23 protein-coding genes are annotated in these 24,243 nt (G+C 57.1%); 14 read left to right on the plus strand and 9 right to left on the minus strand.

The features are described 5' to 3' along the window. The first annotated feature begins 133 nt into the window (after positions 1-133). The gene (locus tag NH344_RS01230; RefSeq protein WP_228168711.1) at positions 134-988 is read left to right on the plus strand and encodes a putative RNA methyltransferase; all 855 of its coding nucleotides are present in this window, start codon (positions 134-136) and stop codon (positions 986-988) included. 107 nt (positions 989-1,095) lie between these two features. Here the strand turns inward: NH344_RS01230 and NH344_RS01235 are convergent, their stop codons facing one another. Continuing rightward, positions 1,096-1,302: a cold-shock protein gene (locus tag NH344_RS01235; protein ID WP_009095703.1), complete on the minus strand. Its 207-nt coding sequence runs from the start codon at positions 1,300-1,302 to the stop codon at positions 1,096-1,098. 475 nt (positions 1,303-1,777) lie between these two features. On the opposite strand from NH344_RS01235, the gene NH344_RS01240 reads away from it, so the two are divergent. Next, positions 1,778-3,043: a dicarboxylate/amino acid:cation symporter gene (locus tag NH344_RS01240; protein WP_253027413.1), complete on the plus strand. Its 1,266-nt coding sequence runs from the start codon at positions 1,778-1,780 to the stop codon at positions 3,041-3,043. Positions 3,044-3,264: 221 nt separating this feature from the next. Here the strand turns inward: NH344_RS01240 and NH344_RS01245 are convergent, their stop codons facing one another. Continuing rightward, positions 3,265-3,438, minus strand: coding sequence for a YqaE/Pmp3 family membrane protein (locus NH344_RS01245; RefSeq protein ID WP_044629799.1), 174 nt, complete (start codon positions 3,436-3,438; stop codon positions 3,265-3,267). A 186-nt stretch (positions 3,439-3,624) separates the two neighbouring features. Here NH344_RS01245 and NH344_RS01250 point away from each other — a divergent pair, with 186 nt between their 5' ends. Then, positions 3,625-5,667: a TonB-dependent receptor gene (locus NH344_RS01250; RefSeq protein ID WP_253027415.1), complete on the plus strand. Its 2,043-nt coding sequence runs from the start codon at positions 3,625-3,627 to the stop codon at positions 5,665-5,667. Positions 5,668-5,901: 234 nt separating this feature from the next. On the opposite strand, the gene NH344_RS01255 is transcribed toward NH344_RS01250, so the two are convergent. The 3 genes from NH344_RS01255 to NH344_RS01265 all read right to left on the minus strand — a co-directional run bounded on the left by NH344_RS01255 (position 5,902) and on the right by NH344_RS01265 (position 10,339). Next, positions 5,902-8,475: a glucose/quinate/shikimate family membrane-bound PQQ-dependent dehydrogenase gene (locus tag NH344_RS01255; protein ID WP_253027417.1), complete on the minus strand. Its 2,574-nt coding sequence runs from the start codon at positions 8,473-8,475 to the stop codon at positions 5,902-5,904. A gap of 280 nt (positions 8,476-8,755) precedes the next feature. Then, a complete protein-coding gene (locus NH344_RS01260) occupies positions 8,756-9,760 on the minus strand; it encodes an NADP-dependent oxidoreductase (RefSeq protein ID WP_062361357.1) in 1,005 nt (334 codons plus the stop codon). A 186-nt stretch (positions 9,761-9,946) separates the two neighbouring features. Beyond that, complete coding sequence (locus NH344_RS01265; protein ID WP_044629795.1) at positions 9,947-10,339, minus strand: septal ring lytic transglycosylase RlpA family protein; 393 nt, start codon at positions 10,337-10,339, stop codon at positions 9,947-9,949. A 332-nt stretch (positions 10,340-10,671) separates the two neighbouring features. Between NH344_RS01265 and NH344_RS01270 the strand changes: the two genes are divergently transcribed. The 4 genes from NH344_RS01270 to NH344_RS01285 all read left to right on the plus strand — a co-directional run bounded on the left by NH344_RS01270 (position 10,672) and on the right by NH344_RS01285 (position 13,804). Continuing rightward, positions 10,672-11,091, plus strand: coding sequence for a hypothetical protein (locus NH344_RS01270; protein ID WP_253027419.1), 420 nt, complete (start codon positions 10,672-10,674; stop codon positions 11,089-11,091). Next, positions 11,000-12,112, plus strand: coding sequence for a hypothetical protein (locus NH344_RS01275; RefSeq protein ID WP_253027421.1), 1,113 nt, complete (start codon positions 11,000-11,002; stop codon positions 12,110-12,112). The genes NH344_RS01270 and NH344_RS01275 overlap by 92 nt, the downstream gene beginning before the upstream one ends. 117 nt (positions 12,113-12,229) lie before the next feature. Beyond that, a complete protein-coding gene (locus NH344_RS01280; protein ID WP_253027423.1) occupies positions 12,230-13,021 on the plus strand; it encodes an RsiV family protein in 792 nt (263 codons plus the stop codon). Positions 13,022-13,246: 225 nt separating this feature from the next. Next, positions 13,247-13,804, plus strand: a complete 558-nt coding sequence (locus tag NH344_RS01285; RefSeq protein ID WP_228219774.1) for a cytochrome b — start codon at positions 13,247-13,249, stop codon at positions 13,802-13,804. A 25-nt stretch (positions 13,805-13,829) separates the two neighbouring features. On the opposite strand, the gene NH344_RS01290 is transcribed toward NH344_RS01285, so the two are convergent. Together NH344_RS01290 and NH344_RS01295 are read right to left on the minus strand one after the other, a co-directional pair. Next, entirely contained in the window at positions 13,830-15,623 is a 1,794-nt protein-coding gene (locus NH344_RS01290) for a diguanylate cyclase (protein WP_253027425.1), read from the minus strand. Positions 15,624-15,780: 157 nt separating this feature from the next. Next, a complete protein-coding gene (locus tag NH344_RS01295) occupies positions 15,781-16,647 on the minus strand; it encodes a LysR family transcriptional regulator ArgP (RefSeq protein ID WP_253027427.1) in 867 nt (288 codons plus the stop codon). Positions 16,648-16,807: 160 nt separating this feature from the next. Between NH344_RS01295 and NH344_RS01300 the strand changes: the two genes are divergently transcribed. Then, positions 16,808-18,463 (plus strand): multidrug ABC transporter permease/ATP-binding protein, encoded by a 1,656-nt coding sequence (locus NH344_RS01300; protein WP_044628959.1) that lies wholly within the window; start codon positions 16,808-16,810, stop codon positions 18,461-18,463. A 46-nt stretch (positions 18,464-18,509) separates the two neighbouring features. Here NH344_RS01300 and NH344_RS01305 read toward each other — a convergent pair whose 3' ends face one another. Beyond that, positions 18,510-19,277 carry an ATP-binding cassette domain-containing protein gene (locus tag NH344_RS01305; RefSeq protein WP_062372434.1) on the minus strand — a complete coding sequence of 256 codons (768 nt, stop codon included), beginning with the start codon at positions 19,275-19,277 and terminating at the stop codon, positions 18,510-18,512. Between the two features lie 31 nt (positions 19,278-19,308). After that, complete coding sequence (locus NH344_RS01310; RefSeq protein WP_232059492.1) at positions 19,309-20,211, minus strand: glycerophosphodiester phosphodiesterase family protein; 903 nt, start codon at positions 20,209-20,211, stop codon at positions 19,309-19,311. 216 nt (positions 20,212-20,427) lie between these two features. Here NH344_RS01310 and NH344_RS01315 point away from each other — a divergent pair, with 216 nt between their 5' ends. From NH344_RS01315 to NH344_RS01340, 6 genes are all read left to right on the plus strand, one after another. Next, positions 20,428-20,937, plus strand: coding sequence for an RNA polymerase factor sigma-70 (locus NH344_RS01315; protein WP_054641603.1), 510 nt, complete (start codon positions 20,428-20,430; stop codon positions 20,935-20,937). Positions 20,938-21,079: 142 nt separating this feature from the next. Then, positions 21,080-21,286, plus strand: a complete 207-nt coding sequence (locus tag NH344_RS01320) for a DUF4880 domain-containing protein (RefSeq protein ID WP_054641602.1) — start codon at positions 21,080-21,082, stop codon at positions 21,284-21,286. A gap of 251 nt (positions 21,287-21,537) precedes the next feature. Next, positions 21,538-21,783, plus strand: coding sequence for an MbtH family NRPS accessory protein (locus tag NH344_RS01325; RefSeq protein WP_058578667.1), 246 nt, complete (start codon positions 21,538-21,540; stop codon positions 21,781-21,783). Beyond that, on the plus strand, positions 21,773-22,513 hold the full coding sequence (locus NH344_RS01330) for an alpha/beta fold hydrolase (protein WP_058578666.1): 741 nt from the start codon (positions 21,773-21,775) through the stop codon (positions 22,511-22,513). The genes NH344_RS01325 and NH344_RS01330 overlap by 11 nt, the downstream gene beginning before the upstream one ends. Further along, on the plus strand, positions 22,491-23,213 hold the full coding sequence (locus NH344_RS01335) for a 4'-phosphopantetheinyl transferase superfamily protein (protein ID WP_054641601.1): 723 nt from the start codon (positions 22,491-22,493) through the stop codon (positions 23,211-23,213). The genes NH344_RS01330 and NH344_RS01335 overlap by 23 nt, the downstream gene beginning before the upstream one ends. A 10-nt stretch (positions 23,214-23,223) precedes the next feature. After that, a complete protein-coding gene (locus tag NH344_RS01340) occupies positions 23,224-24,225 on the plus strand; it encodes a TauD/TfdA family dioxygenase (RefSeq protein WP_054641600.1) in 1,002 nt (333 codons plus the stop codon). Positions 24,226-24,243: the final 18 nt, after the last annotated feature.

Below are 24,243 nucleotides of genomic sequence, written 5' to 3' on the forward strand. Positions count from 1 at the left end.
ACGCTCACCGTTCAAGTTGAGTTATATGGGCTTTCCGGTATCGTTAATGTTTAGATGCCTGATGCCCATCGATGATGTGTCAGCATATTGCCCGTCTATTCACACCAGAAAAAGCCGTCACGAGAAACTTCCGATGAATCGTACCCCTTTTCAGGCCTTGGCCTGCCCATTAGACGGCGAACCGCTCCAGTTGGAAGGTGGCACGTGGCGGTGTGCCTCAAACCATAGTTTCGATGTGGCGAAACAGGGCTATATCAATCTGCTACCAGTGCAGCAGAAACGCTCCACTGACCCCGGCGACAGCAAAGCCATGGTGGCCGCACGCCAGCGCTTTTTGGCGGCGGGTGACTATGCGCCCATTGCAAAGGCGCTTAGCCAGGCGGTAATGCGCCACTGTGAGCAGGCAGAAACGTACAGTTGTCTGGATGCAGGTTGTGGCGAGGGTTACTACCTGCGCCAGTTGGCCCAACAGCTGCCAGACGCGCAGGCGCTTTCACTGATGGGGCTGGATATCTCGAAGTGGGCGGTGCAGTCGGCAGCGAAGCAAGAGGATAAGCACACACCGATCAGCCGTTGGGTCGTGGGCAGTAACGCTCAATTGCCGGTGCAGTCAGCAACGCTGGATAGCGTGCTGTGTATGTTTGGCTTTCCAGTACATAGTGAGTTTGCGCGTGTGCTGAAAACGGGCGGGCAGCTGCTGCAAGTAGAAGCGGGGCCGGAGCACCTGCGCGAGCTACGGAAAATTATTTATCCCACCTTAAAACCTACTCGTGAGAAAGAAACCAACGTACCGGAAGGGTTTGCCCACCGAGCTTCCGAGCAGATTCGCTACGCTATTTCATTAGAAGGGGCCGACGTTATCTGCGATTTGCTGACCATGACGCCGCATTTGTATCGTGCCAGTGCGGAGGGGCGCGAGCGAGCAGCTAACTTGGAGCAGCTCACGCTGACTATTGATGCTCAACTGATCGTATGGGAGAGGATTTAATACCCAAACGCAAAAAGGCCCGCCGAGGCGGGCCTTTCTGTTTGAACCGTTCACCTAATGGGTGAGGGTTCTAGCAAACTTTTCAGTGCTATCTAGAAAGATAGGACTTAGGAGATTTGCTTGATGTTAGAAGCCTGAAGGCCTTTTTTACCCTGGGTAACGTCAAAAGAGACGTTAGCGCCTTCCTGAAGGGTTTTGAAGCCGTCAGACTGAATTTCAGAGAAGTGTGCAAACAGATCGTCGCCACCGTCAGAAGGAGCGATGAAACCGAAGCCTTTGGTGTCGTTAAACCATTTAACTGTGCCAGTTGCCATTGTGTAGATCCTTTGCGCTAAAGCGCCGTAATAAAGTTCCTGGTATTACCCAGATGAAGTAGCGGGTGAAACAAGGAATACAATATCAGGCTGCCGAAAAAAATCGTACACTGCTGAAACCATGCTGCTTGCTAACCAACTGACGCTACAGTGTCATGCTTCTTAGCCTAGGTCAAAGCCTTTCTGCATTTATTTTCATAGGGCAGCGAGTGGTAGGTTCGCTACTTCCAACCCATTTTCCAGGTGCTATCGTCTTTTAGCGTTGATCGTATTCATGATGGCTCCAGTCAATAGTGTTGAGGAGGGGCACGCTGTCTATCCTAGCTAAAGTGGCGGGAGACTCCATGCTAAGCTATTTAGTCGGCGTAATGGAGCTCAAGAAAACGCCACGCTAGCTTGGCAACCCGCGATGATGCTACATGACGTGGTTTTCCATTGATTTATACCAACCTGATTTAAACCAACAGGGCATTCAATGACATATTTATGGAAGCGCTACCTTCAAGCGTCGCTCATTTTGCGCGTCACCATTGCGCTGGTGATGGGGGGACTGGTGGGTATTGTGGGCGGTGACTGGGTGGCCGTTTGGCTGGCGCCGCTGGGCGATTTGCTGCTTCGTCTCCTGACTTTCCTCATCGTACCGATTGTACTGTTTACGCTCATGGTTGGGGTGAATCGGTCTCGGGAAGGAAGCGCAGGGCGCGTTGGCGGCAAAGTGTTTATTTACTATTTGGCCTCTTCTGCATTCGCCATTGTGGTGGGCTTAACCGTGGCAACGCTATTTAGCCCAGGCAGCGGCATGACGCTCAACGACAGCGCGAGCTTCTCGGTACCCGAGAATCCCGGTGTGGTCGATGCGCTGCTCAATATTGTGCCGGGCAATATCGTGGCCGCCTTTGCCGAACTCAATATGCTGGGCATCATCTTTACCGCGCTGGTATTCGGGATTGCGCTGTTGAAAATGCGCCAGTCCGAGCAGCAGCACGCGCTTGGCGAGCAGCTTTATCAAGTTATTGAAGGGTTAAACGAGGTGACCCTGAAAGTGATGTCGGGGGTGCTACATTTTGTGCCCATTGGCGTCTTTGCCATTGTTGCTGAAACGGTGAGCCAGCAGGGGATGGAAACGCTTCTTTCGTTGGGTGACATGGTGATGGTGCTGTACATCGCACTCGGCGCACAGCTGTTGATCTACTGCGCGGTGATGCTGCTGTTTGGCGTGAAGTTACGCAGCTTTTTTGGTGAGGCGCGCACGCCGATGGCCACCGCGTTTGCAACCCAAAGCAGCTCCGGCACACTGCCTGTCACGATTAACGCCGCGCAGCGTTTAGGCATCCCGAAAAGCATTTATAGCTTTAGCCTGCCGCTGGGAGCAACGCTCAATATGGACGGTGCCGCCATCCGTATTGCCATTTCAGCGGTGTTTGCCGCCAACGTGATTGGCGCGCCTCTGGATTTGATGAGCATGGTGCAGATTGTGCTGATCGGCACGCTGGTGACGGTAGGCACGGCTGGGGTGCCGGGGGCGGGCATTATCATGATTGCCACCGTGTTTGCTCAAGTAGGCCTGCCCATTGAAACCGTGGCGCTATTAACCGCCATTGATGCCCTGGTAGGCATGGGTGCAACAGCGCTGAATGTCACGGGAGACTTGGTCGGCACGACCGTGATTGCCCGAAGTGAAGGGCATACTCTGGCTGAAGCGCCTGATGAAGAAGGCGGCCACGCGGTGGAGAACGGCTAATCCGTATTCAGACGATAGGGGAGGTCAGCATGGTTTACGATCATGAGTATCGCTACTTAGATCGCGCCGTGGCGCTGGCAGAAGAGGCGCTCAACGCCGGTGATGGACCCTTTGGCAGCGTATTAGTCAGCGCCTAAGCCGTTTCAACCAGAGTTAAACGAAAATGCCGCCTTGCGCAATGCAAGGCGGCGTTTGTTAAACTAATGACGCAATGAGAGAGGCTAGTGCTTCAATATGACGTAGAAGGCGTGAATGATGCCTGGAATGAAGCCAAAGAGCGTTAGCAGGATATTGAGCCAAAAGTGTCCTTTGAAACCGACCTCAAAAAACACCCCTAGCGGGGGAAAGATAACCGCAAAAATCATCTTGATCGGGTCAGTCGCGGTAAACGCCATGTAGCCTCCTTTGCTTACACCGTTAGTATCATGTTGCCCAGCCGCCAGTGTAGAACTAATCCCTACACTTGGCTAATTAGTCACTCCATCATACCACTACCATTTTTCGTAGCCGTTCCCCGATGAACGTCATAACGTTGAACGCTCACTGATGATTCATTGGGATTTTTCCTTGGAAAGGATGCCATGACTCGCTATCTCCCACCTTCATTATTGTTACTCAGCACCGCTTTTGCCGCCCCCGTATGGGCACAAACCGATACAGAAGCCGTACTGCCCACTGTAGAAGTCAGCGCACCGCGCTTGGCGCGCGAGCTTTACGCCACGCCTGCTGCGGTCTCGACGATAGATCAAGACGCCATTGCCCAAGGCCAGCAGCGGGTGCGTTTGGATGAGTCGCTCAACCGGGTGCCGGGCGTTTTCCTGCAGAACCGCGATAATTTTGCCCAAGGGCAGCGTATTTCGATTCGCGGCTTTGGTGCCCGTGCGCCGTTTGGGGTGCGAGGCATTACGGTGATGGTGGACGGTATTCCTTACACGCTGCCGGATGGGCAGGCCCAGCTAGATGCGATTGATTTGGATAGCGCTGAGCGCATTGAGGTCATTCGTGGGCCGTCCTCGGTGCTCTACGGCAACGCGGCGGGTGGCGTGATCGACATCACCACCGCCGATGGACGCGACAACCCCGGCACTCGGCTGCGCATGGGCGCCGGTAGCGATGGTTACCAGAAAATGGCGCTGCAAAATGGCGGCGTGCAGGGGGATTGGTCGCACCATATCAGCCTCACCGGGCTGAACGTAGATGGCTACCGGGAGCAGAGTTCCACCGAGAAGTATCTACTCAATGCCAAGCTGCGCCGTGAGCTGGGCAGCGATCGGGCACTCACCGCCATCATCAACTTGCTGGATAACCCCCGCTCGGAAGACCCCGGCGCGCTCAACGCCCGCGAGGTGGCCGAAGGGCGCGACCAAGCCGCACCGAACTCGCTGGCGCTAGATGCCGGTCAAACCGTCGACCAGCAGTTGATCGGCCTGCAATACGAGGATTTGTCTGCAGGGGAGGGCGAGCTGTACCTGAAAGGCTTTATCGCTCAGCGGGATTTTGAGCAACAGCTACCGTTTGTGGGCAGCAGCCGCCTGGGCTATCAGCGCGATTACATGGGCGCTAGCGCCGAATATCACCACGAGGTAACGCTAGGCAACCTGCCGCTGAATTACATCGTTGGGGTGGATGCCGCACGCCAGAAAGATGACCGCTTCCGCAACGATGTGAATCCCCAAGGGGCGGTGGGCGAGCCGCTCGCGGATGAAACCCAAACCGCGACTTCCACTGGTGTGTTTGCCCAGGGGGACTTAGCGCTGTCAGAGCAGCTTTCGCTCTCATTGGGCGCACGGTTTGACCGGGTGGCACTTGATGTCGACGACGATTTTGCCGCCGATGGCGACCAGAGCGGCCAGCGCACCTTCAACGAATGGAGCGGCTCTGCCGGGCTGAGCTACCGCTATCGCCCGCAGCACCAAGCGTATATCAATACCGGCACGGCCTTCGAGACGCCGACGTTCTCTGAGTTTGCCAACCCCGCTGGCGGTGGCTTCAACCCCAGCGTAGAGCCGCAAAAAGCCTGGAACCGTGAAGTGGGGCTGCGTGGTTACATCGAGCCGCTGGCGCTGGATTACGATGTCGCGCTCTTCTCCGTCCGCGTGCGCGATGAGCTGGTACCCTACGACGAAGGCGGCCGTACGTTCTACCAGAACGCCGGGGATACCAACCGTGATGGTGTCGAGCTGGCGCTGGGGTGGCAGTTGGCCGACCAGTGGCGCTTGGACAGTGCGCTGACCCTGGCGCGCTACGAGTTCGATGAGTTTGCCACGCCTTCTGAGCGTTTCGATGGCAACCGCATACCTGGGTTGCCGGAGCAAACCTGGGTGAGTCAGCTCACCTGGGAGAGCCTCGACGAGCGTTTTGCCACGCTGGAGACCGAATACGTCGGTGACTTGGTGGCCGATAACGCCAACCAGACGTCGGTGGATAGCTACTGGCTGGTGAACCTACGGGTGGGCGACGGCTGGCAACTGAGCCAACAGACCCGGCTAAGCGCCTATGTGGGCCTGCGTAACCTGCTGGATGAAGAGCACTACTCCAATGTGCGCTTGAACGGCACCTTTGGACGCTTTTACGAACCCGCACCAGGGCGCAGCGTTTATGGTGGTGTCGAGCTGAGTTTTTAACGCTGGCTATGCTTAAGGCTGACTCAGGGTTCAGGTAGCGCCAGATGCAAAAAGGGCGGCCTATGGCCGCCATATCAGTCAGTTAAAGTATTGATCTATCAGTTACGCTTGGTAAGTCTGCTGTGGGAGGCCGCTTTAGCGGGCGAATGGCGCCGTCAGGCGCCTTGGCTAAGCCACCAGTCGCGAGCTGAAGCTCCCTCCCACCAGCACTAGCTGACTCCGTAGAGCTAGCGGTTACTCCGGTAACGCGTAGCCAATCACGTAGTCACCCATCTTAGTGCCAAAGGTACCGTGACCACCGGCTGTCACCACCACGTACTGGCGGCCATCGGCGCCGGTATAGGTCATCGGCGTGGCCTGACCACCGGCGGGTAAGCGAGCTTTGTACAGCTCTTCACCCGTGGTGATGTCGTAGCCGCGTAAGTACTGGTCCAGCGTGCCGCTCAAGAAAGAGACGCCGCCAGCGGTGGTCAGCGGGCCGCCCAGCGCGGGCACGCCCACGTTCAACCCAATCGGCAGGCCAAAGGGCATGCTGTCGCGGGTGGTACCGTTGCGATGTTTCCACACCACTTCCGACGCTTGCAGGTCGATACCTGCCACATCGCCCCAGGAGGGCGCTTGGCAGGGTAAGCCCAGCACGGAAAGCAGCGGGCCTAGTTCTACCGCATAGGGTGCGCCTTCGTTAGGCTGTAGGCCTTGTTCACTGGCGGAGCCTTGGCCCTCTTGCACTTGGTCACGGGGCACCAGCGTAGAAACAAACGCGAGGTACTTCGCACCGGTAAATAGCGCCTGGCGTTCAGGGTCGACCGCAACGCCACCCCAGTTCATTACCCCCACATTACCCGGGTAGACGATGCTGCCTTCCAAGGAGGGCGGCGTGTACTGGCCTTCGTAGCGCAGCGAGCGGAACTGGATGCGACACATCATCTGATCGAACGGTGACGCGCCCCACATATCTCGCTCGGTGAGCGGTGGTGGCAGCAAGTTCAGCGCCGAACGTGGCTGCGTTTCTGCGGTCCAGTCACCCTCGATGGCTCCCTGCGGGGCAGGCACTTCTTCGATTGGCACGATGGGCGCGCCGGTTTCCCGGTTGAGCACGTAAAGGCTGCCCTGCTTGGTGGGCTGAATCACGGCGGGCTGGGTGCCGTTAGCCGTTGCTAGGTCGATCAGAACCGGCTGAGCCGGGGTATCCATATCCCACAGGTCGTGGTGAACGAATTGGTAGACCCAGGCCACTTGGCCGTCGTTCAGGTTCAGCGCTACGAGTCCTGCGCTATACGTTTCATCGTTTTCAGAGCGATCGGCACCGTACTGGTCCGGGGTGGCGTTGCCCATGGGCAGATACACCAGCCCTAATTCTTCATCGACGCTGATGGGGGCCCACACGTTGGGAGAGTTGCGGGTATAGGTTTCACCCTCTTCGAGTGGGGCGGTGTCGTCTGGGTTGCCACTGTCCCAGTTCCACACCAGCTCGCCTGTGTGCACGTCGAAAGCGCGAATCACGCCGGACGGCTCGTCGATGGAGCTGTTGTCGGTGACGTGACCGCCCAAAATGACCAAATCTTCCGTCACCGTGGCCGGGGAGGTGGAGTAGTAGCCGCCGGGGGAGAACTCGCCAATGTTATTGGTGAGATCCACTTCGCCGTTGTTGCCAAAGCTTTCGCAGCGCTCGCCGGTATCGGCATTCAGCGCAATCAGACGGGCATCGGCCGTCGGCAAATAGAGCCTGCGCGGGCACATTACGTCCGTGGCGCTGAGCATGGCCGCTTCACCGCCGTCCTCAGACGCTGGGTTATCGCCTAGGCCGCTGATGAAGAGCAGGAAGGCCAGGTCCAGGTCGAACTGGCTGCCGTCATCAAACAGCACGCGAGCGGCGGCCGCGCCGTTTTCCGCAGGCGTCGTGCCATCGTTAGCGCTGCTGTCTGTATTTTCAGCGTCGTCGTTCGAGGCTTCGTCGTTAGAAGAATCGTAGTTAGCAGCATCATAGTAGGCGAGGCCGCGGCAGGTCATGTGGGCCCAACCGGAGAAATCGTCTGCGCCCATGGTGCTGATATTGGGATCAAACTCCCAAAGGGTTTCGCCGGTTTCCGGTGACAGCGCCATGGCACGGCTATGCGACGTGCAGATGTACAGACTGTCGTTCACCTTCAGCGGCGTATTCTGGTTGGTGATTTCCGGCGGCGCATTGGGGCCGGGCTCATCGCCGGTTTGAATGCGCCATACCTCTTCCAGTTCGCCAACGTTCTCGGGCGTGATTTGGTCGAGTGACGAGTAGTGGGTGCCAGCATTGGTACCACCGTAGGCAGGCCAGTCGTCGCCTGCGACCTGGGCCGAGTTGACCGCCTCGGTGTTATTGGCGGACTCGATGGTGCCCTCGATGGTGCCTGGGTAGCTAAACTGGCTGGCGATGGCGACGATGATAGCGGCGCCAATGCTGGCCATAAGGGCGAGACTGCCACCGCGCGAGTTGAGTGGTTTGCGCCACCACGGCAGCAGCATGATGATGCCGATTAGGCAGGGAATGGCGACCCTAGGTACCAGTTGCCACCAGTCTAGGCCTACTTCCCAAAGCGCCCACACCAGGGTGGCGAACAAAATGAGGGCGTATAGCCAAAGTGCTGCGCCTTTGCGCAAGGCCAGCAGCAGCCCAGCCACCACCACGGCGACCCCAGCAATTAAGTAGTAAGCACTACCGCCCAGCATAAGCAGTTGGCCGCCACCTACGGCAAGTGCTACGCCAGCTATCGCTAGCAGCAAACCCAGCAGCAAGGCTGGCCATTTGCCACGATCACGCGTGTGTTCATCCATGAGGTAAACCCCTGTTGACAACAAGTTGATGCTGCTTTGATAAACATCAAAGCAGCGGCTCCACAACGTGCCCTAACCCATCGGCAGCGCCGATGGGTTAAAACACACATTGATTAGCTGTGATTTTAATAATCAATTCGCTTTTGGTCTAACACTTTGCTGGCTAATTATTTCTATCGACAAAAAAGCCGCGCTATTCACCATAGCGCGGCTCAGATAGATAAGCTGGGAAAGGTGTCAGATTTAACCTAGCGTAACCTCGTTAACAGCAGCCTGGTGCTTAATCAGATAGCTTCACCAGCATTTTGCCGGTATTGCCGCCTTCAAACAGCGCTAAAAAGGCGTCTGGCGTGCTTTCAAGTCCTTCTTTGATCGTCTCTTTATAGTCCAGCTTGCCATCAGCCACCTGAGGAGCGACTTCATTTAAGAAGTAGCCATAGCTGGCCCAGTGGTCGGCGACAATAAAGCCCTGCATTTTGGCTTTACGTGCCACCAACTGCGACAGGTTACTTGGCCCTGGGGCTGGGGTTTCCGCATTGTAGCCATCAATCATCCCGCAGACGGCAATGCGTGCGCCTTCGTTAAGTTGGCTGAGTGCCGCTTCCAAACAGATACCGCCTACGTTCTCAAAATAGACGTCGATGCCGTTGGGGCTGGCGAGTTTAATGGCATCGCTTAACTCTTGCGCGCTGCGGTCACGGTAGCTGACCGGTTCAACGCCTAGCGACTCCAGCCAAGCAAGCTTATGCGCAGCACCTGCGATACCCACGACATGGCAGCCTTTTGCTTTTGCCAGCTGCACCACCAGAGACCCCACCGCGCCGCTGGCGGCACTCACCAAAACGTTATCGCCCGGTTTGCACTCGGCTATTAGGTTAAGGCCTGTCCAGGCGGTCATGCCGGGCATGCCCAGAACGCCTAGGTAGGCTTGGTCTGGCACGTTGTGATCTGGAAGAGCGGTGACACTATCTCCCGGCAGCTGTGCGATATCGCGCCAGCCGCCCATGTGGCTCACTTTATCGCCCACTTTCAAGTTGGGGTGGTTAGAGGCGATGACTTCGCCAATCGCGCCGCCCTCCATTGGCTTTCCAAGCTGAAAGGGCGCTACGTAGGTGTGCACGCCGCTCATCCGGCCACGCATGTAGGGGTCTACCGAGAGCCAGTGATTGCGAATGCGTACTTCGCCTTCATCTAGGTCGGGAAGCTCTTGGCTCTCTAAGGAAAATAGCTCGCGCTTAGGTAGGCCGGTGGGGTGGTCGGTGAGGGTATAAAAACGAGATAGCATCGCTGCCTCCTGCATCAAGATGGTAAGTTACGCTCCTAGCAGGGTAGAGACCATTAGCACGCATGCAAGTTCGCGGACTTAACACGAGCATATAAAAAAGCGGCCCTGGGTGGGGCCGCTTTACTCAGCATTTGCTGCAACGCTGATCGCTTAAGGGGTATCACACGCTTGCGGATGTGTTATCCGTTAATCTACCAGGGTGATCATTACAGGTGCCGTGCCTCGGCGAATCATCCCGAGGGCTCGCGCTGCCCGTTTAGAAAGGTCGATCACGCGTCCTTTTACGAACGGGCCACGATCATTGATCATGACTTCGACTTCTTGTCCGGTATCGGGGCGGGTGACCAGCACCTTGGTACCGAAGGGCAGACTCGGGTGCGCTGCAGTCAGCGCTTGTTGATCGAAGGGCTCGCCACTGGCGGTGGTGGCCCCTTGGAAGCGGTCGCTATAGAAAGAAGCCACCCCTTCTTGTAACTCAGTTTGCGCATTGGTTTGATGAGCAACTGCTTGATTGGCCGTCAAAAAAAGCAGTGCGACTGCCAAGCAGGTCGTTCGTAGTCGGTGTTTATGGGCTCCCATAGGAGTACCTCAGTGGTTCGTAAAGCGGACTCCGCATTCGTCGACGAGGTGCCGATAGGCGTATGGATAGTAGCTTGCTATGCAGGGGTCGGCAAGCTTTAAGAAGATCGGCGCAATTGGCCGCATAATTTCACTTTTTATCACATGCCGGTATGCCCTTGCGTTTCAGTGAGTTATGCCGTTCCCATGAAGCCAGTTAATGATGATATTTGTGCGGTGCAATATTTTTCATTAAACGCTCACTTTAACTCGTTTAGCGCCATATAATTCATGTACGACATCACTGCGCTCTACTGCTGACCACTATCTCGCCAATGAACAAGGATGCACCCATGGCTAAGTCTTCCTCTCTTACTCTTTTGATTGTGGCGGTGGGCGGCGTTGCCGTTGGCTACTTTGCCGCGCAAGCGTTACCCAACCAAGCGGCCGCTATGGAAGAGCCTGTAGCAGAAACTACCGCTGAGCAGGACACTACGCCTGCTGCGCTACAAGGCCTGGATTATCTGACCTTGGGCGAGCGTGCGCGGGGTGAAATCACTTCTGCCAGCGAGCTTAACGGTAAGGATGGCAGTCGCTTCACTCGCTACGCTATTTCACTTGAAGAAGAGACATTGGTGGAAATCGCTTTAAGCGGTGCACTGAAAGGTACGGTCGCGCTGTATGACGACCAGCTCCAGCTATTGGCCAACGCTGAAACGGTACGCCACCGTATTGAAGAGGGGCGATTACATTGTGGTGATCAGCGGTGTTGATGCCCATAGCTATGGGCCTTTCAACGTCAACAGCCGCACTATTGAGCTGAGCGATGCCGATACCATGACGGTGGGTACGCCCATCGATAGCTGGCTCGATACCACCGAACGTGAGATCACGCTAACCATCGAAGAAGCAGGCATGTACCAGATCGAAATGCGTGCCGATGAGTTCGATGCGTACCTAGAATTGGAAGGCCCGAACGATTACTACCGCGAAGATGACGACAGCGCGGGTGAGTTGAATGCTCGCATTGCCGATTTTCTTGCCCCCGGTGAGTACACGTTGACTGCCCGCTCTGCCTTTGGTGATGGCAGTGGCCTGTTCACCCTGACGGCCGAGCCCCATGAGCTGCCGGGGAATGGCGAGCTGCGTAACGATGGCACCGTCACCCCCAACGAGACGCTGAGCGGCTGGTACAGCGGGCAAGACGTCACGTATGACTTAGAGATCGACCAAGCGGGCATGTACCAAATCGATATGAGCTCCAGCGATGTGGACGCTTACTTGGTACTCGAGGGCCCTAACGGTTATTACCGTGAAGATGATGACAGTGCGGGTGAGTTGAATGCGCGCATTGCCGATTTTCTCGCGCCGGGTACTTACCAACTCACGGCCCGTACCGCCTATGGCACCGACAGCGGGCTGTTCACCCTCGCCATCGAGCCGCGTGATCTGCCGAACGATGTCGAGTTACGCAACGAAGGTGCGCTCACTCCCGATGAAACGCTCAACGGCTGGTACAGCGGCGAGGCTCTGACCTATCAGCTCACGATAGAGGAAAGCTCGCTCGTCACGCTGAGCATGAGCTCTAACGACTTCGATACGTATCTTGAACTGTACGGCGAAGGCGTGTCCTATACTGACGACGACAGCGGCGGTGGTACCAACGCCCGTTTAGAGCAGGCGCTACTGCCCGGCACCTATACCGTGAGCGCACGCGGTTTTAGCGCCAGCGGCAGCGGTATGTTCGAACTAGCGGTGAGCGCAGAACCCACCGAAATGCAGCCGGACACCTAAACGCGACCGCGAAGTATCGGTTCGTTTTCAACAACGCCCCTGCCGCTCTGCAGGGGCGTTGCCGTTCTACGATGATCAGCCCGCCTCATAGGGTGAGTGATTCACAAGGAGGTTAAGATGCTACGCACGTTCAAAACACTAGGAGTGGGTCTATCGCTCGCCGGAGCGCTTCTCTTGGGCGGCTGTTTGGCCGCTGATACATCGCCCTCAGAGCCGTTTGCACTGGCCTCGCTGGCTGTGGAAAAACAGTACGTGGCCCCGGGATGCCAAGGGGAGCAGTGTTCGACGGTGACTATCTCAGCACTAGAGTTTCCTCAATCACTGGCGTTAAGCGAAGCGCTACAAGCCCGCTTGCTCACCCTAGGTATGGCGATCAGCGACGAGACGGCTGCCCCTGCCGAGAGCTGGGACGCGTACGCTGAGCGCTTCCTGAGCCTAGCTGAAGAGGACAACCAAGCCGCGCCTGGCGACATGACCAGCGAAGCGCTATTGGAAGCCACGGTGTACGCACGTCATCACGACCTGTTGGTCATCGAACTCAATAGCTATGTGTATCATGCCGGCCAAGCGCATGGGCTTCCGTTGACCGAATACATGGTCATTGACGAGCGGGAGCGGCGCGTAGTTGAAGCGGATGAGATGCTGCTAGACGGCCAGGAGGCAGCATTCGATGCACTGCTGGTACAGGCACATCAGCGCTGGATAGGTGAGGTGGGCTTCGATGATCAGTTTACTGCCAACTGGCCGCTTAGCCAGAGCCACAATATTGCCCCGCTGGAAAATAGTTGGGAAGTTACCTACAACGTTTATGAGATAGCCCCTTATGCCGTTGGTCAGCCCACGCTCACCATTCCACTTGAAGCGTTAGAGGGCGTCGCCAAACCGCGCTACTTGGGTCGGGGGAGGTGATGAGGAGATAGGGAGCGCCGCGCGTAAGTGCCCTAAACCAGCTATGTTTAAACTAGCTATGTTTAAACCAGCTCACCGAAACGCCATCATGGGTGAGCTGGTTTTATCTATCACTAATAGGCATGGATCGCTTATAAGGTATGTCATTACCTAACAATCATTTTTCTATCGTGACGCCGCTGAACTAAGCTAACGGTGACGACGCTACTGGGCAGGGAGTTTTGAATGCACGAGTTAGATCACTATATCTACCCGCATCGGGTGCTGCACTGGCTGGTAGCACTGGCGGCGCTGCTCTCGCTGGCGAGCGGCCTGACGCTGGGTTTTTTAGGGTATGAACGCACGTTGGCGCTGGTTGGAAATACGCTGACGAATCTGCTCTATACCAGCCATAAAACGCTAGGTGTCACAATACTGCTGCTCATGACGTTGCGGATTATCACCCGGATCGCCTTTGTAGTGCCGGATCACGATCCGCCCCTGAATGCCTTTGAGCGCATTGTGAGCACCAGCGTGCACCATTTGCTCTATGTGGGGCTGGTCGTTATGCCGCTCCTCGGCTGGGCAGCCACCGCCACAGGCGGTTTTCCGGTGGAGTTTTTCCACTGGCATTTGCCAGGGCTACTAGGTAAGCATGAGGCGCTCTCGGAAACGCTGTTTATGTGGCACGAGCGTGTAGGTTGGGCGCTGGTGGTGCTGATTACGCTGCATGTGGCTGGCGCGCTGTTTCATTGGCGAATTAAGCGCGATAACGTGATGAAGCGCATGAGCCTGTTTGATTAACAGCGCGCCTGCAACGCTCCTCATGTCACGCTGAGCCATAGCCATAAAAGCGTTTGGTTTGGCGTGATTTATCGGCGTACATCTGCTGGTCGGCATCTCTTAGTAAGTGAGCGAGCGTGCTGTTTTCGTCACTACTGAGACTAACGCCCATACTGACCCCTACATGTACCAGCGCGCCGTTAGGAAGTTTAATCGGCGCGCTAACGGCTTGGGCAATGCGGCTGCATATATCGTCTAGCATGGTTGGCTGCTGGACATGCTCGAGTAGCAAAATAAACTCGTCTCCACCGAAACGAGCGCAGTGGTCCTCCTCGCGCGCCAAGTGCTCCAGCCGCTTGGCAACCTGCTGAAGAACGAAGTCACCCGCCTCATGCCCGTATTGGTCGTTGATGGGTTTAAAACGGTCTAAATCACACATAATGAGTGCCAAGGGAGCATGCTGATGGCTTCTTTGCGCCAGCGCTGCCTCTGCATAACGAACTAAACCATGCCGGTTAAGGAGTCCTGTGAGCATGTCGTGATTGGCAAGTTGTTCTAATTCATGGGTGCGAGCGGCGACCCTAGCTTCTAGGGCCGCTTCCTGTTTCTTCAGCATGGCAACGGTATTGGCCTGGGCGTGCTCTTTTTTCCATTTTAATTTGTTAAAGCGCGACGCTAAGGCAAAGGAGAGCAGCAACATCTCAATAGCAGAGCCGATTTGAATACCGTGGAGGGTGATAAAATTAGCTGGTAAAACGCCCATGTTGCGCAACGCAAATACAGCGGCACCGAGTAAAAAAATAGACCACGCGGCAACAAATAAGCGGGCGCTGGGTACTCGCCGCCAGCTACAGTAAATCCCGCAGACCAATAGTAGTAGCGACGCACTAAAGCCGACAACGTCCATCAAGCGCAGTGCGGGCTGGATCGGCAGTAAAAAGGCGGCAAGAAGAGCCAGCCAGCAGGCAGCACGAAACCAAGAAAGGAGTCGGTGCCAGCGAGGGCTATAGCGCCACGTGTTGAGAAAGCTTTGGGCAAACAGGGTGGCCATGGCCGACGCAAACGTAAAACCAATGGCCACCAGCCGAGCGGTCTGGTCTCCCAAGAAGCTCCAGAACATCAGCGTGCCAATGCCGTTAAACGTTAGAATGGCCAGCGTAAAGCCAAAGGCGAACAGCGAATAGTAGAGAAATACTCGCTCTTTCAGGCCAAAAAAGAGCAGAAAGTTGTAAAGGCCCAGAGCTATGAGCATGCCGAAGTAGGTGGCGAGCCAAAAGTTATGGCGGTCATTTTGGGTATAAAACGCTTCGGGCGTCATGATGCTGTAGTTCAATACTTTACTGCCTGCCGCCATGACATTGCTGTAGAGCGTTACTGTCTCTCCACCCGCCAGCGTAATAGGAAATACCGCTTGGCGATGGGCCAGGGCACGCTCTGCAATAGGAATGGCGCTACCGCTGTATTGAACATCGCTAAACTGCTCGCGCAGAGTGTAAAGCGTCACATGATCTAAAAAGGGGTATTCGAATTTTACCATCCAGGTCGCCGGGCGCGGTGAAGCATTGTGCAGGCGAGCTGTGAGCCAAGTATCTCCTTGGGTGTAGCCAAATTGTAGCGCTGAGTCGCTAACAACGGGGTGAAACTCGGGTGCCTGCTCGAGCACATCGCGCAGCGTCAGCGGTGCTTCGATGTGCCAGTAGCGTGTCACTTCGTTGAGCGAGTAATGAGCGTGCTCAGGTGAGATAGACAGCGTATCCGTGGCACTCACCTGTGAGCACCAACTCAAGAGTCCGATCAGTAGGCTGGTCAGAAAGCGTTTTAACCAACGGTGGGCACCCATAGCGTTCGCTTGTGTGATTTTCTACTCCGCTCAGGAAACCCTGAACGCTGACGGCAGTATTAGGTATTTGCTGTAAATCAGCATCAATTAGCTGGTATTGACCATAAAAGCCAACTTTAGTGTAGCTTCCTTTTGCCCTTATTTGATAAGAATGATGCTAAAGCGTGAGATGGCTCAGCCTTTCCGTTAGTCGCTGAATCAGCTGCCCGCTGTGCCGCCAATAGTGCCAGTAGAGCGGTACGGTTAATCCTTGCCCCGGTGCGATACTCACCAATTGGCCTGCTTGCAACTGTTCAGCAGCTTGGCGCTGAGGAATCATGCCGTACCCAATGCCCGCCATGGCCAAGCGCACGAAGCCCTCTGACGAAGGGCACAAGTGGTAGGGGAAGTGCCCTTGGTAGCCGCACTGCGCCAAAAACTGGTGCTGTAGCTGGTCGTGGGGGCCAAAGACGATAGCGGGGGCTTTTTGAAACGCCTCTGCGCTCGGGCCTTCCGGAAAAAAGCGTGCGGCATAGCTGGGCGATGCCAGCGGTTGATAAGACATATCCCCCACGTGTAGGCAGCGGGCACCGGCAATTGGGTTGGGTGTGGCGCATAGGCAGGCGGCAACATCGCCATCGCGTAGACGCTTTAAGCCTACCTCCTGGTCTTCAATGACCAAATCCAGCAGCACCTCTTCCGTTTGGCAGATATCCGCCACGGCGTCGGCCCACCAGGTCACCACGCTATCGGCATTCAGGGCAATGCGTAGCCTTGGCGCGGCTTTTTCTAGAGAGGGAAGAGCATCGTGTAAATCGCGCTCCAAGAGCTGCACCTGCTGGTAATGAGCTAATAATCGCTGGCCGGCAGGCGTGGGCGCGAGAGCGGGGTGGCGCACCAGCACCGGCTGGCCCAAACGAATTTCCAGCGCTTTTATCCGTTGAGAGATGGCTGATTGCGAAAGGCCCATCACGTCGCCTGCTCGCTCGAAGCCGCCGCACTCCACCACGGTGGCCAGTGCATGCAGTAATTTGTAATCCACCATGATGTCCTCTCTGTTGTTGGCTCTGGCAGTTAATCAACACCGCAACGGCGAGTAAAGGAAGGCGCGCGGGCCAAGATGCGTAAATGAAAATCAGTCTCTTTGTTTGACTTGCCGGGGAAGTGCGTCACAATTCGCCGCTTATGTGTAAAGGGGTTGCAGCATGGAATTATTGCGGGTGGTTTTTCGTCACTACCGCTGGCCGTTTCTAGGCGCACTAGCGCTGAGCCTGGTGAGTGCCGGGCTAGGGGTGGGGGTGATTGCGTTCATCAACCAGCGGCTGATCGAAGCGGGCAGCGCCCTCTCCGCATTGCCTCAATTTTTAGGGCTATTGGCGCTGCTGCTGGCGGTCACGCTGGGCACGCAGCTAGCGCTCACCTTGCTTGGCCACTACTTCGTCTTTGATCTGCGCTCCCGGCTGGTGAAGCGGATTCTGGATACCGATATCGAACGGTTAGAGCAGCTTGGTAACGCGACGCTGCTGGCAAGTCTCTCCAGCGATGTGCGCAATATTACCATTGGTTTTGTGCGCTTACCTGAGCTGGTGCAGGGCGTAGTACTCACGCTGGCCTCGGTGGCGTACCTTGCGTGGCTCTCGCCGCAGATGGTGGTGATCACCGTGCTGTGGATGGCCTTCACCATGGGCGTTGGCTGGGTGCTGGTATCGAAGGTGTATCGCCACTTCCATCAGGTGCGCGAAAGCGAGGATCGGCTGTATAAGGATTATCAATCGGCGATCGAAGGTCGCAAAGAGCTGGCGCTTAACCGTGACCGTGCGCGGCGCTTTTTTGATGAATCCTACACGGATAACGCAAAAGCGTATCGCCACCATATTATTCGCGCAGACACCTACCACCTCAGCGCCAATAACTGGTCCAATATCATGATGCTGGGCGCCATTGGCGTAGTGTTCTTCATGGCCAACGTGCTGGGCTGGGCAAGCCCTGCGGTGGCAGCCACCTTTGCTCTAACCCTGCTGTTTTTACGCACGCCCTTGATTCAGGCCGTGGGCGCATGGCCCACGTTAATCAGCGCCCAAGTGGCGTTCGATAAATTGGCCAGCCTGGAGCTAGCGGAGTACCAGCCGGGCTTCGATGTGGAGGATCGTTTCCAAGGTTGGCAGCGCTTAACGCTCACCAACGTGGTGTATCGCTACACGCCGTCCTCCGGGGGCGAAGGCTTCCAGGTGGGACCGCTCAATCTCACGCTGGCGCGTGGCGAGCAGGTGTTTCTGATTGGCGGTAACGGCAGCGGTAAATCGACGCTGGCGCGTCTGCTGTCAGGGTTGTACCGCCCGCAAAGTGGCCAAATGAGTGTGGATGGAAAGGAGCTTAGCCCGCCAGAGTGGGCTGCGTTTCGGGCGCGCTTTGCCAGCGTCTTTACCGATTTTCACCAGTTCGACCAAGCCATGGGGCCGGGTGGCAAAGCGGCTGACCCGGTACTGGTCGCGACCTGGCTCGAGCGGCTGCAGATGCAGCAAAAGCTTGAATGGCAAGATGACCGGGTGGTGAATACGCAGCTCTCGCAAGGGCAGCGTAAGCGCTTGGCACTGCTGCTGGCGATTGCCGAAGAGCGGGATATTTTGCTGCTGGATGAGTGGGCGGCGGACCAGGACCCGCAGTTCAGGCGGCTGTTTTACCGCGAACTGTTACCTCACTTGAAAGCGATGGGCAAAACCGTGTTTGCCATTAGCCACGACGACAGCTACTTCGTCCATGCGGACCGCTTATTGGAGATGTCTAAGGGGCAATTGAGTGAGCTGACGGGAGAGCAGCGGGCACAGGCCAGTGAAGATGCGGTGGCGCAGATCAGCTCGTGAGCCTACAGCAGCCACCGACGCAGGGTGGCCACTTTTCAGCGGCCAGCTACTGGGCAACGGCGATATTGTGCTCTCCATTGGGGTGTCGGATGACTTGCATCGGCAACCCGTAAATGGCTTCCAGGGTGCTGTCGCGCATTAGCTCGTGGGGAGACCCGTGTGCCAGGAGTCGGCCGCTGTGCAGGGCCATCAGCTCATCGCAGTAGCGGGAGGCCATGTTGATATCGTGCAGCACGATCACCACGCCCAAATCGAGCTCGTCGCACAGCTTGCGAATCAGCGCCAGCACTTCGATTTGATGGGCAATATCCAGCGCCGCCAACGGCTCGTCCAACAGCAGGAAGCGGCTGCCCTGGGCAAGCAGCATCGCCAGCCAAACCCGCTGGCGTTCGCCGCCGGAGAGGGTGTCGACCAGTCGGTCGGCGAAGGCTTCCGTATGCGTGAGCGCAATGGCGCGTTCCACGGCTTCTTCGTCGGCCTGGGTGTGGCGCCCCAAGAGACCGTGCCACGGATAGCGGCCAAAGCCGACCAGTTCACGCCCGGTCAAGCTCTCGGCGCTCGGCAGGTGTTGAGGAAGGTAGGCCACTTGGCGAGCAAACTCACGATGCCCCCAGTCACTCAGCGGGCGCTGATCGAAATGGATCGCGCCCCGAGCGACCGGCTGCTGCTGTGCCATCAGCTTGATGAGCGTCGACTTGCCGGAACCATTATGGCCAATCAGGCCATACACTTTGCCTTCGTGAAACGTGTGCTCGATGGGGTTGAGGATGGGTTTGCCATTGACTTCAAACGTGGCGTCTTTGATCTCGAACATGGACGACTCCTGGTGGCGAATGCATCAATCATCATGCTGCCATTCTAGTGCTAATGGTTCTCATTTTTAATGAAAAAATGAAAAAAATAGCCGAACGCTCAATGGGACCCGCCTTGTACTCATCGATCATCTTTTGTGCGTAGGCCTGCTGCGTGAACCCCTCGGGGGTATGCTCGGTGAACGGCATGTCGACCTCGGGGGATTTCAGTTCCGGCGCCATCATGACCCCCAGCTGCTGGAAGAGCGCAATACTGTCGGCATGGCTCATCAAGGTACCACGGGATGCATAGAGGTCCGTGCGCCACCCTGGAGTGCCCGCCACGTACTCCTCGATACTCGTGGCATCGCTATTCACGCCCTCCATTTTGCCTTGCAGCGTATGAAAATCCGCGAGCGTTATGTCACTGGTGCAGCAACGTATATCGGCCGCGTTGGTCAAGGCGCCAGTGACGTCATCGAACGCTGGCGGCACGCTGCACTGCTCGGCCAGCGCCGTTTCGACGATATTGGTGGTCGCGTGGAGATCACACTGCGAGTGGCGGCAGACCAGCGCTTCGTCGGCGGTGAAGGCGACGTCGCACTCCAAGATGCCGGCGCCGCCCTGAGCGCCTGCGATATACGACTCTAACGTGTGTTCGGGAAACTGCAGCGGTGTGCCACGATGTCCTATCGACAGCGGCGAGCGGTGCCAGGTGGTTTGCTCGGCGGCACAGCTCAGTAGCGACGCTTTGAGTGCCTGCTCATGGGCATTGCCCGCACTCATATCGTTGACCAGAAAGAGCGGGCGGGGCCCCAGCGTCACTGCCTGCGCCGCCTCGATCAGCGCTTCGTTCCAGCGGGGCGTCTTCTCGCTCTCTTCAGCAATGGCTAGGGCAGGAGCCAGCAGGCTACCTAGCAGCAGTGTGCGGGTGAGAAGGCCGGTCGTCGTCATCATCGAGTCTCTCGTGGGCGCAAAAGGCGTCTAGTTGAGTGTAGGTGAGTGTCGCGGGTTATCGAGTCGACCTTAGGGTGTGCTGATGGGGCCGTGGCTTTGTCGATGCGGTATATCGTTAGAACGACCTCGTTTTGCAGAGCCGATTGACTTGCCTTTTTCAAAAGATAACAATAATTGTTTGCAATATAGACATTGAACACGGCAGGAGGCCAAACGGTGAATACCCAGACCTGGAGCGCTGAGTTAGAGGATATCTTCGTCAATCAGCGGCCTGTGCTCTGTAGTGTCGCTGCGAAGGTCTTGGGCAGTGCCGACCAAGCCGATGATGTGGTTCAGGATGCTTATCTGAAAATTTCAGAAGCGACCACCGTCTTTGAAGTAAAACGGCCCATCTCCTATGTCACTCGCGTCGTGCGCAACCTCGCCATCGATCGCTACCGGCGTTCGGCCTTCGAGTCGATGCTGTTCGCCAAAGAGGAGGAGGGCGACAACGCCTTTTATGCATCAGATTCCCCAGAAGTGATGGCGATTGACCGCCAGGCCTTGGCGCAGGTGGTCGGTGCGCTGGACGAGTTGCCCAAGCGAACGCGCCTCGCGTTCGAACTCTACCGCTCGGGAAGCCATACACAGCGAGAGATAGCGCAGCTGTTGGACGTCTCTCCCACCTCTGTAAACTTCATGATTCGTGATGCATTGACACATTGCCGCCAATCGGTTCGGAGCTAAGCGTTGCTCGATGGCGAAGGGCCGGTTCCATCCCCTCCTTGCGGCTGCTTTGTTACACTGTGAGGCAGTGTTGCTGCCGGTACGGTACGCCGGTCGACTCCATTAGTTCAATGACTAGCAATGGCGAGGTGTCACAGTCACGATGGATAATCACAGCGGCGACGATGCCGTTTGGCAAGCCGCGCTGGAGTGGCTGATGCGCGAGCATGAAGAGGGATTGAGCGATGCGGATCGCTCCGCGCTGCATGCGTGGCTAGCGGCCTCCTCCCAGCACCGGGACGTATTCCATGAGGCAGAACGACTCTGGCTGCTAACGGGACTGATCCCCAACGGTGATGAGCGTAGCTGACCAGTCACCGTTTTTAATCGCCTCCGTCGATTTCCAGGCGGACTCAAAGGTCTTCAGCGATTGCTGACTGCCCAGGAGTCAGCAATCGCTTGACTCGCGTCATGCGATGACGACGTCCTCGCGGCCCCATCCCGATTTTTTCGTCTTTCTCCCCTTCCCGCATTAAATTGTCCCGTCCCTCACTCGTCATTATGGAATGAGAAGCACTATCGTTTTGTTTCTTGTTCCTTATGAACCGGTGAGGTGTTCCCATGACAAGTTGTTTTGATCGTGAAGATGCTGTCTTCCGCGTACTGGTCAACCATGAAGAGCAGTACTCCCTCTGGCCGGAATGGAAGGCGATTCCTGCTGGCTGGACGGATACCGGCGTGCTTGGCGATAAGCCCACGTGCTTAGACTACGTCGAGAAAACATGGACCGATATGCGACCACTGTCGCTGCGCCATTGGATGGATGAGCAAGCGAGCGCCGAGGCGGAGCAGGTGAATGCAGGTTAAGCGCTTGAGGCTGCTCTGCCTACCCTGTGCTGGGGCTAGCGCCACCATGTACCTACGCTGGAAGCGCCACTTACCCGCCTGGATCGAGATCTATCCCGTCGAGCTGCCCGGGCGTGGCGAACGCCTGGGTGAGCCGCTGATCGATGACTTCGAAACCCTGGTGGTGCGACTGTGCGAAGAGCAGGCAACGCGGATGCGCGGTGATTTTGCCCTGTTCGGCCACAGCATGGGGGCGTTGCTGGCCTATGGCATGGCGGCACGCTTGCGCGATGTGGGCCGCCCGCAACCACACATGCTGTTTGTCTCGGGCAGCGCGGCGCCTTCGATGCGCGATCCGGAACGCTTGGCGGGACTGGATAACGACCGCGCCTTGATAGCGGATTTACGCCAACAGGGGGGCACTCCACAGGAAGTCTTCGAAAGCCCTGAACTCTTGCGCCTGACGCTGGACGTGCTGGCAGCGGACTATCGTCTTTGCCGTCGTTTCCGTTATCGCGGTCGGGCGCCGCTGGCACACCCCCTGCACGTGCTGGCCGGGCGCGATGACGATATCGACAGTACACGCCTGGAGGCTTGGCAGCAGATGGCGGGCGGAGCGTTCTCGTTGAGCTGGTTCGAAGGAGGCCACTTCTTCATTCGCCAGCAGCAGGCTCAGGTGCTAGCGACCATCGAACGGGCGCTGGGACGACGGCTAGAGGAGGTGTCCCATGCAGCGCCTGCCGCTTGCTGAAGGAACCCCCGAAGGGCTCGAGGTGTGGCACTTGGCGCTCGATCTGACCGCCCCAATAGCCGACGACGATGATCGGCTGCTAAGCCGAGCCGAGTGGCAGCGCGCCCAGCGGTTTCGCCATCGCGCCGATGCCGTCCGGGCCATGGCAACACGCGCTGCTCTGCGGCGGCTGCTATCTGCGCACACCGGTATAGCGCCAGAAAAGCTGGTGTTCACACAGAATGCTTACGGCAAGCCCGAGCTGGAAAACGCTGAGGGGCCTGCTTTCAATGTCTCCCACTCTGGCCGTGTCGCCCTGATCGCGCTGGCTCCCGGCGGAGCGGTGGGGGTCGATATCGAACGCTGCCGACCCGAGGTGGAATTGGCGCCGCTGCACGGGCTGGTGCTCTCGCCGAGCGAGCGGCGCGACCACATTGGCAGCGCCTCGCTGCCCTTTATGGAGCGCTGGGTGGTTAAAGAAGCGGTGCTCAAAGCCTTGGGCCTGGGCATTGCAGAGCATTTGCAGGCGCTCTCGGTTATGCCCGCTCCTGGGCCATCAGGCACCTATCACCTTGAGCACTCGATCCCCGTTTCATCCTCTTTGCAAGCATGGTCGCTGGCTGCGCCAAGCGGCTACGCCGCTGCCCTGAGTTATTTCGACGCGGACTGTACCTGTTATGCCTATGTCGACCAGGGCCAACGCTACTCAACGACTTTTTAGGAGATCAATCATGGACAGCCAAAGCGCAACACTAACGCAACCAACCAACGTCATATCCCAACGTCAGGGGCCTGCTGATTCAGAGCTGCCCATTATGATTTCTCCCTCTTACCCAGGGCAGCCACTACTGGAAGCCTTTGGCGAGTTGCGTGCTGATATTGAGTCGCTGGTGGCCAGAGTCGGTGGGGTACTGCTAAGAGGCTTCGATGTTCCCTCCGTGGACGATTTTCAGCAGTTTGCTGCTGCGTTTGGTCATCCGTTGCTGAGCTATGAGTTCGCCTCAACACCGCGTTCAGCGGTTTCGTCAGGCATTTATACCTCGACCGAGTATCCCGCTCATCAACATATTCCCCTCCACAATGAGCAGGCCTACACCCGCGAGTGGCCGATGAAGATCTGGTTCCACTGCGTCACCGCTTCCCCCGAGGGCGGTGAAACCCCCATTGCCGATAGCCGCGCCATCTACCGCCGTATGCCCGCAGAGATTCGCGAGCGCTTTGCCCCCGGCATTCTCTACGTGCGCAACTACGGCGATTTCGATATGCCTTGGCAACAGGTGTTTAACACCGAAGACCGCGCCGAAGTGGAGGCGTTCTGCCAGCGCGCAGGGATTCGCTGTGAGTGGAAACCCGACGGCGACCTGCGCACTACCCAGCTGTGCCAAAGCATCGAGACCCATCCGGTCACCGGTGAGCACGTTTGGTTCAACCAGGGCCACCTGTTCCATGTCTCCAACCTGCAGCCTGAAGTGCGCGAATCCTTGGAGGAGCTTCTCGACCCCGAAGACATGCCGCGCAACGTTTTCTTTGCCGATGGCAGCCCCATTGACGACGACATTTTCGATGAGATTCGCGGCGTGCTAGCCGAGGAAACGGTGATGTTCCCCTGGCAGGCGGGTGATGTGCTGATGCTCGACAACATGCTGGTCGCCCACGCACGCACACCTTTTAAAGGGTCGCGCAAAGTCGTCGTTGCCATGGCGGAAGGCCACGGCAATCTCCCCAACGACTGACTTTGACGCCTCATCCCT

Origin of the sequence: Halomonas sp. Ps84H-12 (genome assembly GCF_024124725.1) — a bacterium.
GTDB classification, from domain to species: Bacteria; Pseudomonadota; Gammaproteobacteria; order Pseudomonadales; family Halomonadaceae; genus Vreelandella; species Vreelandella aquamarina.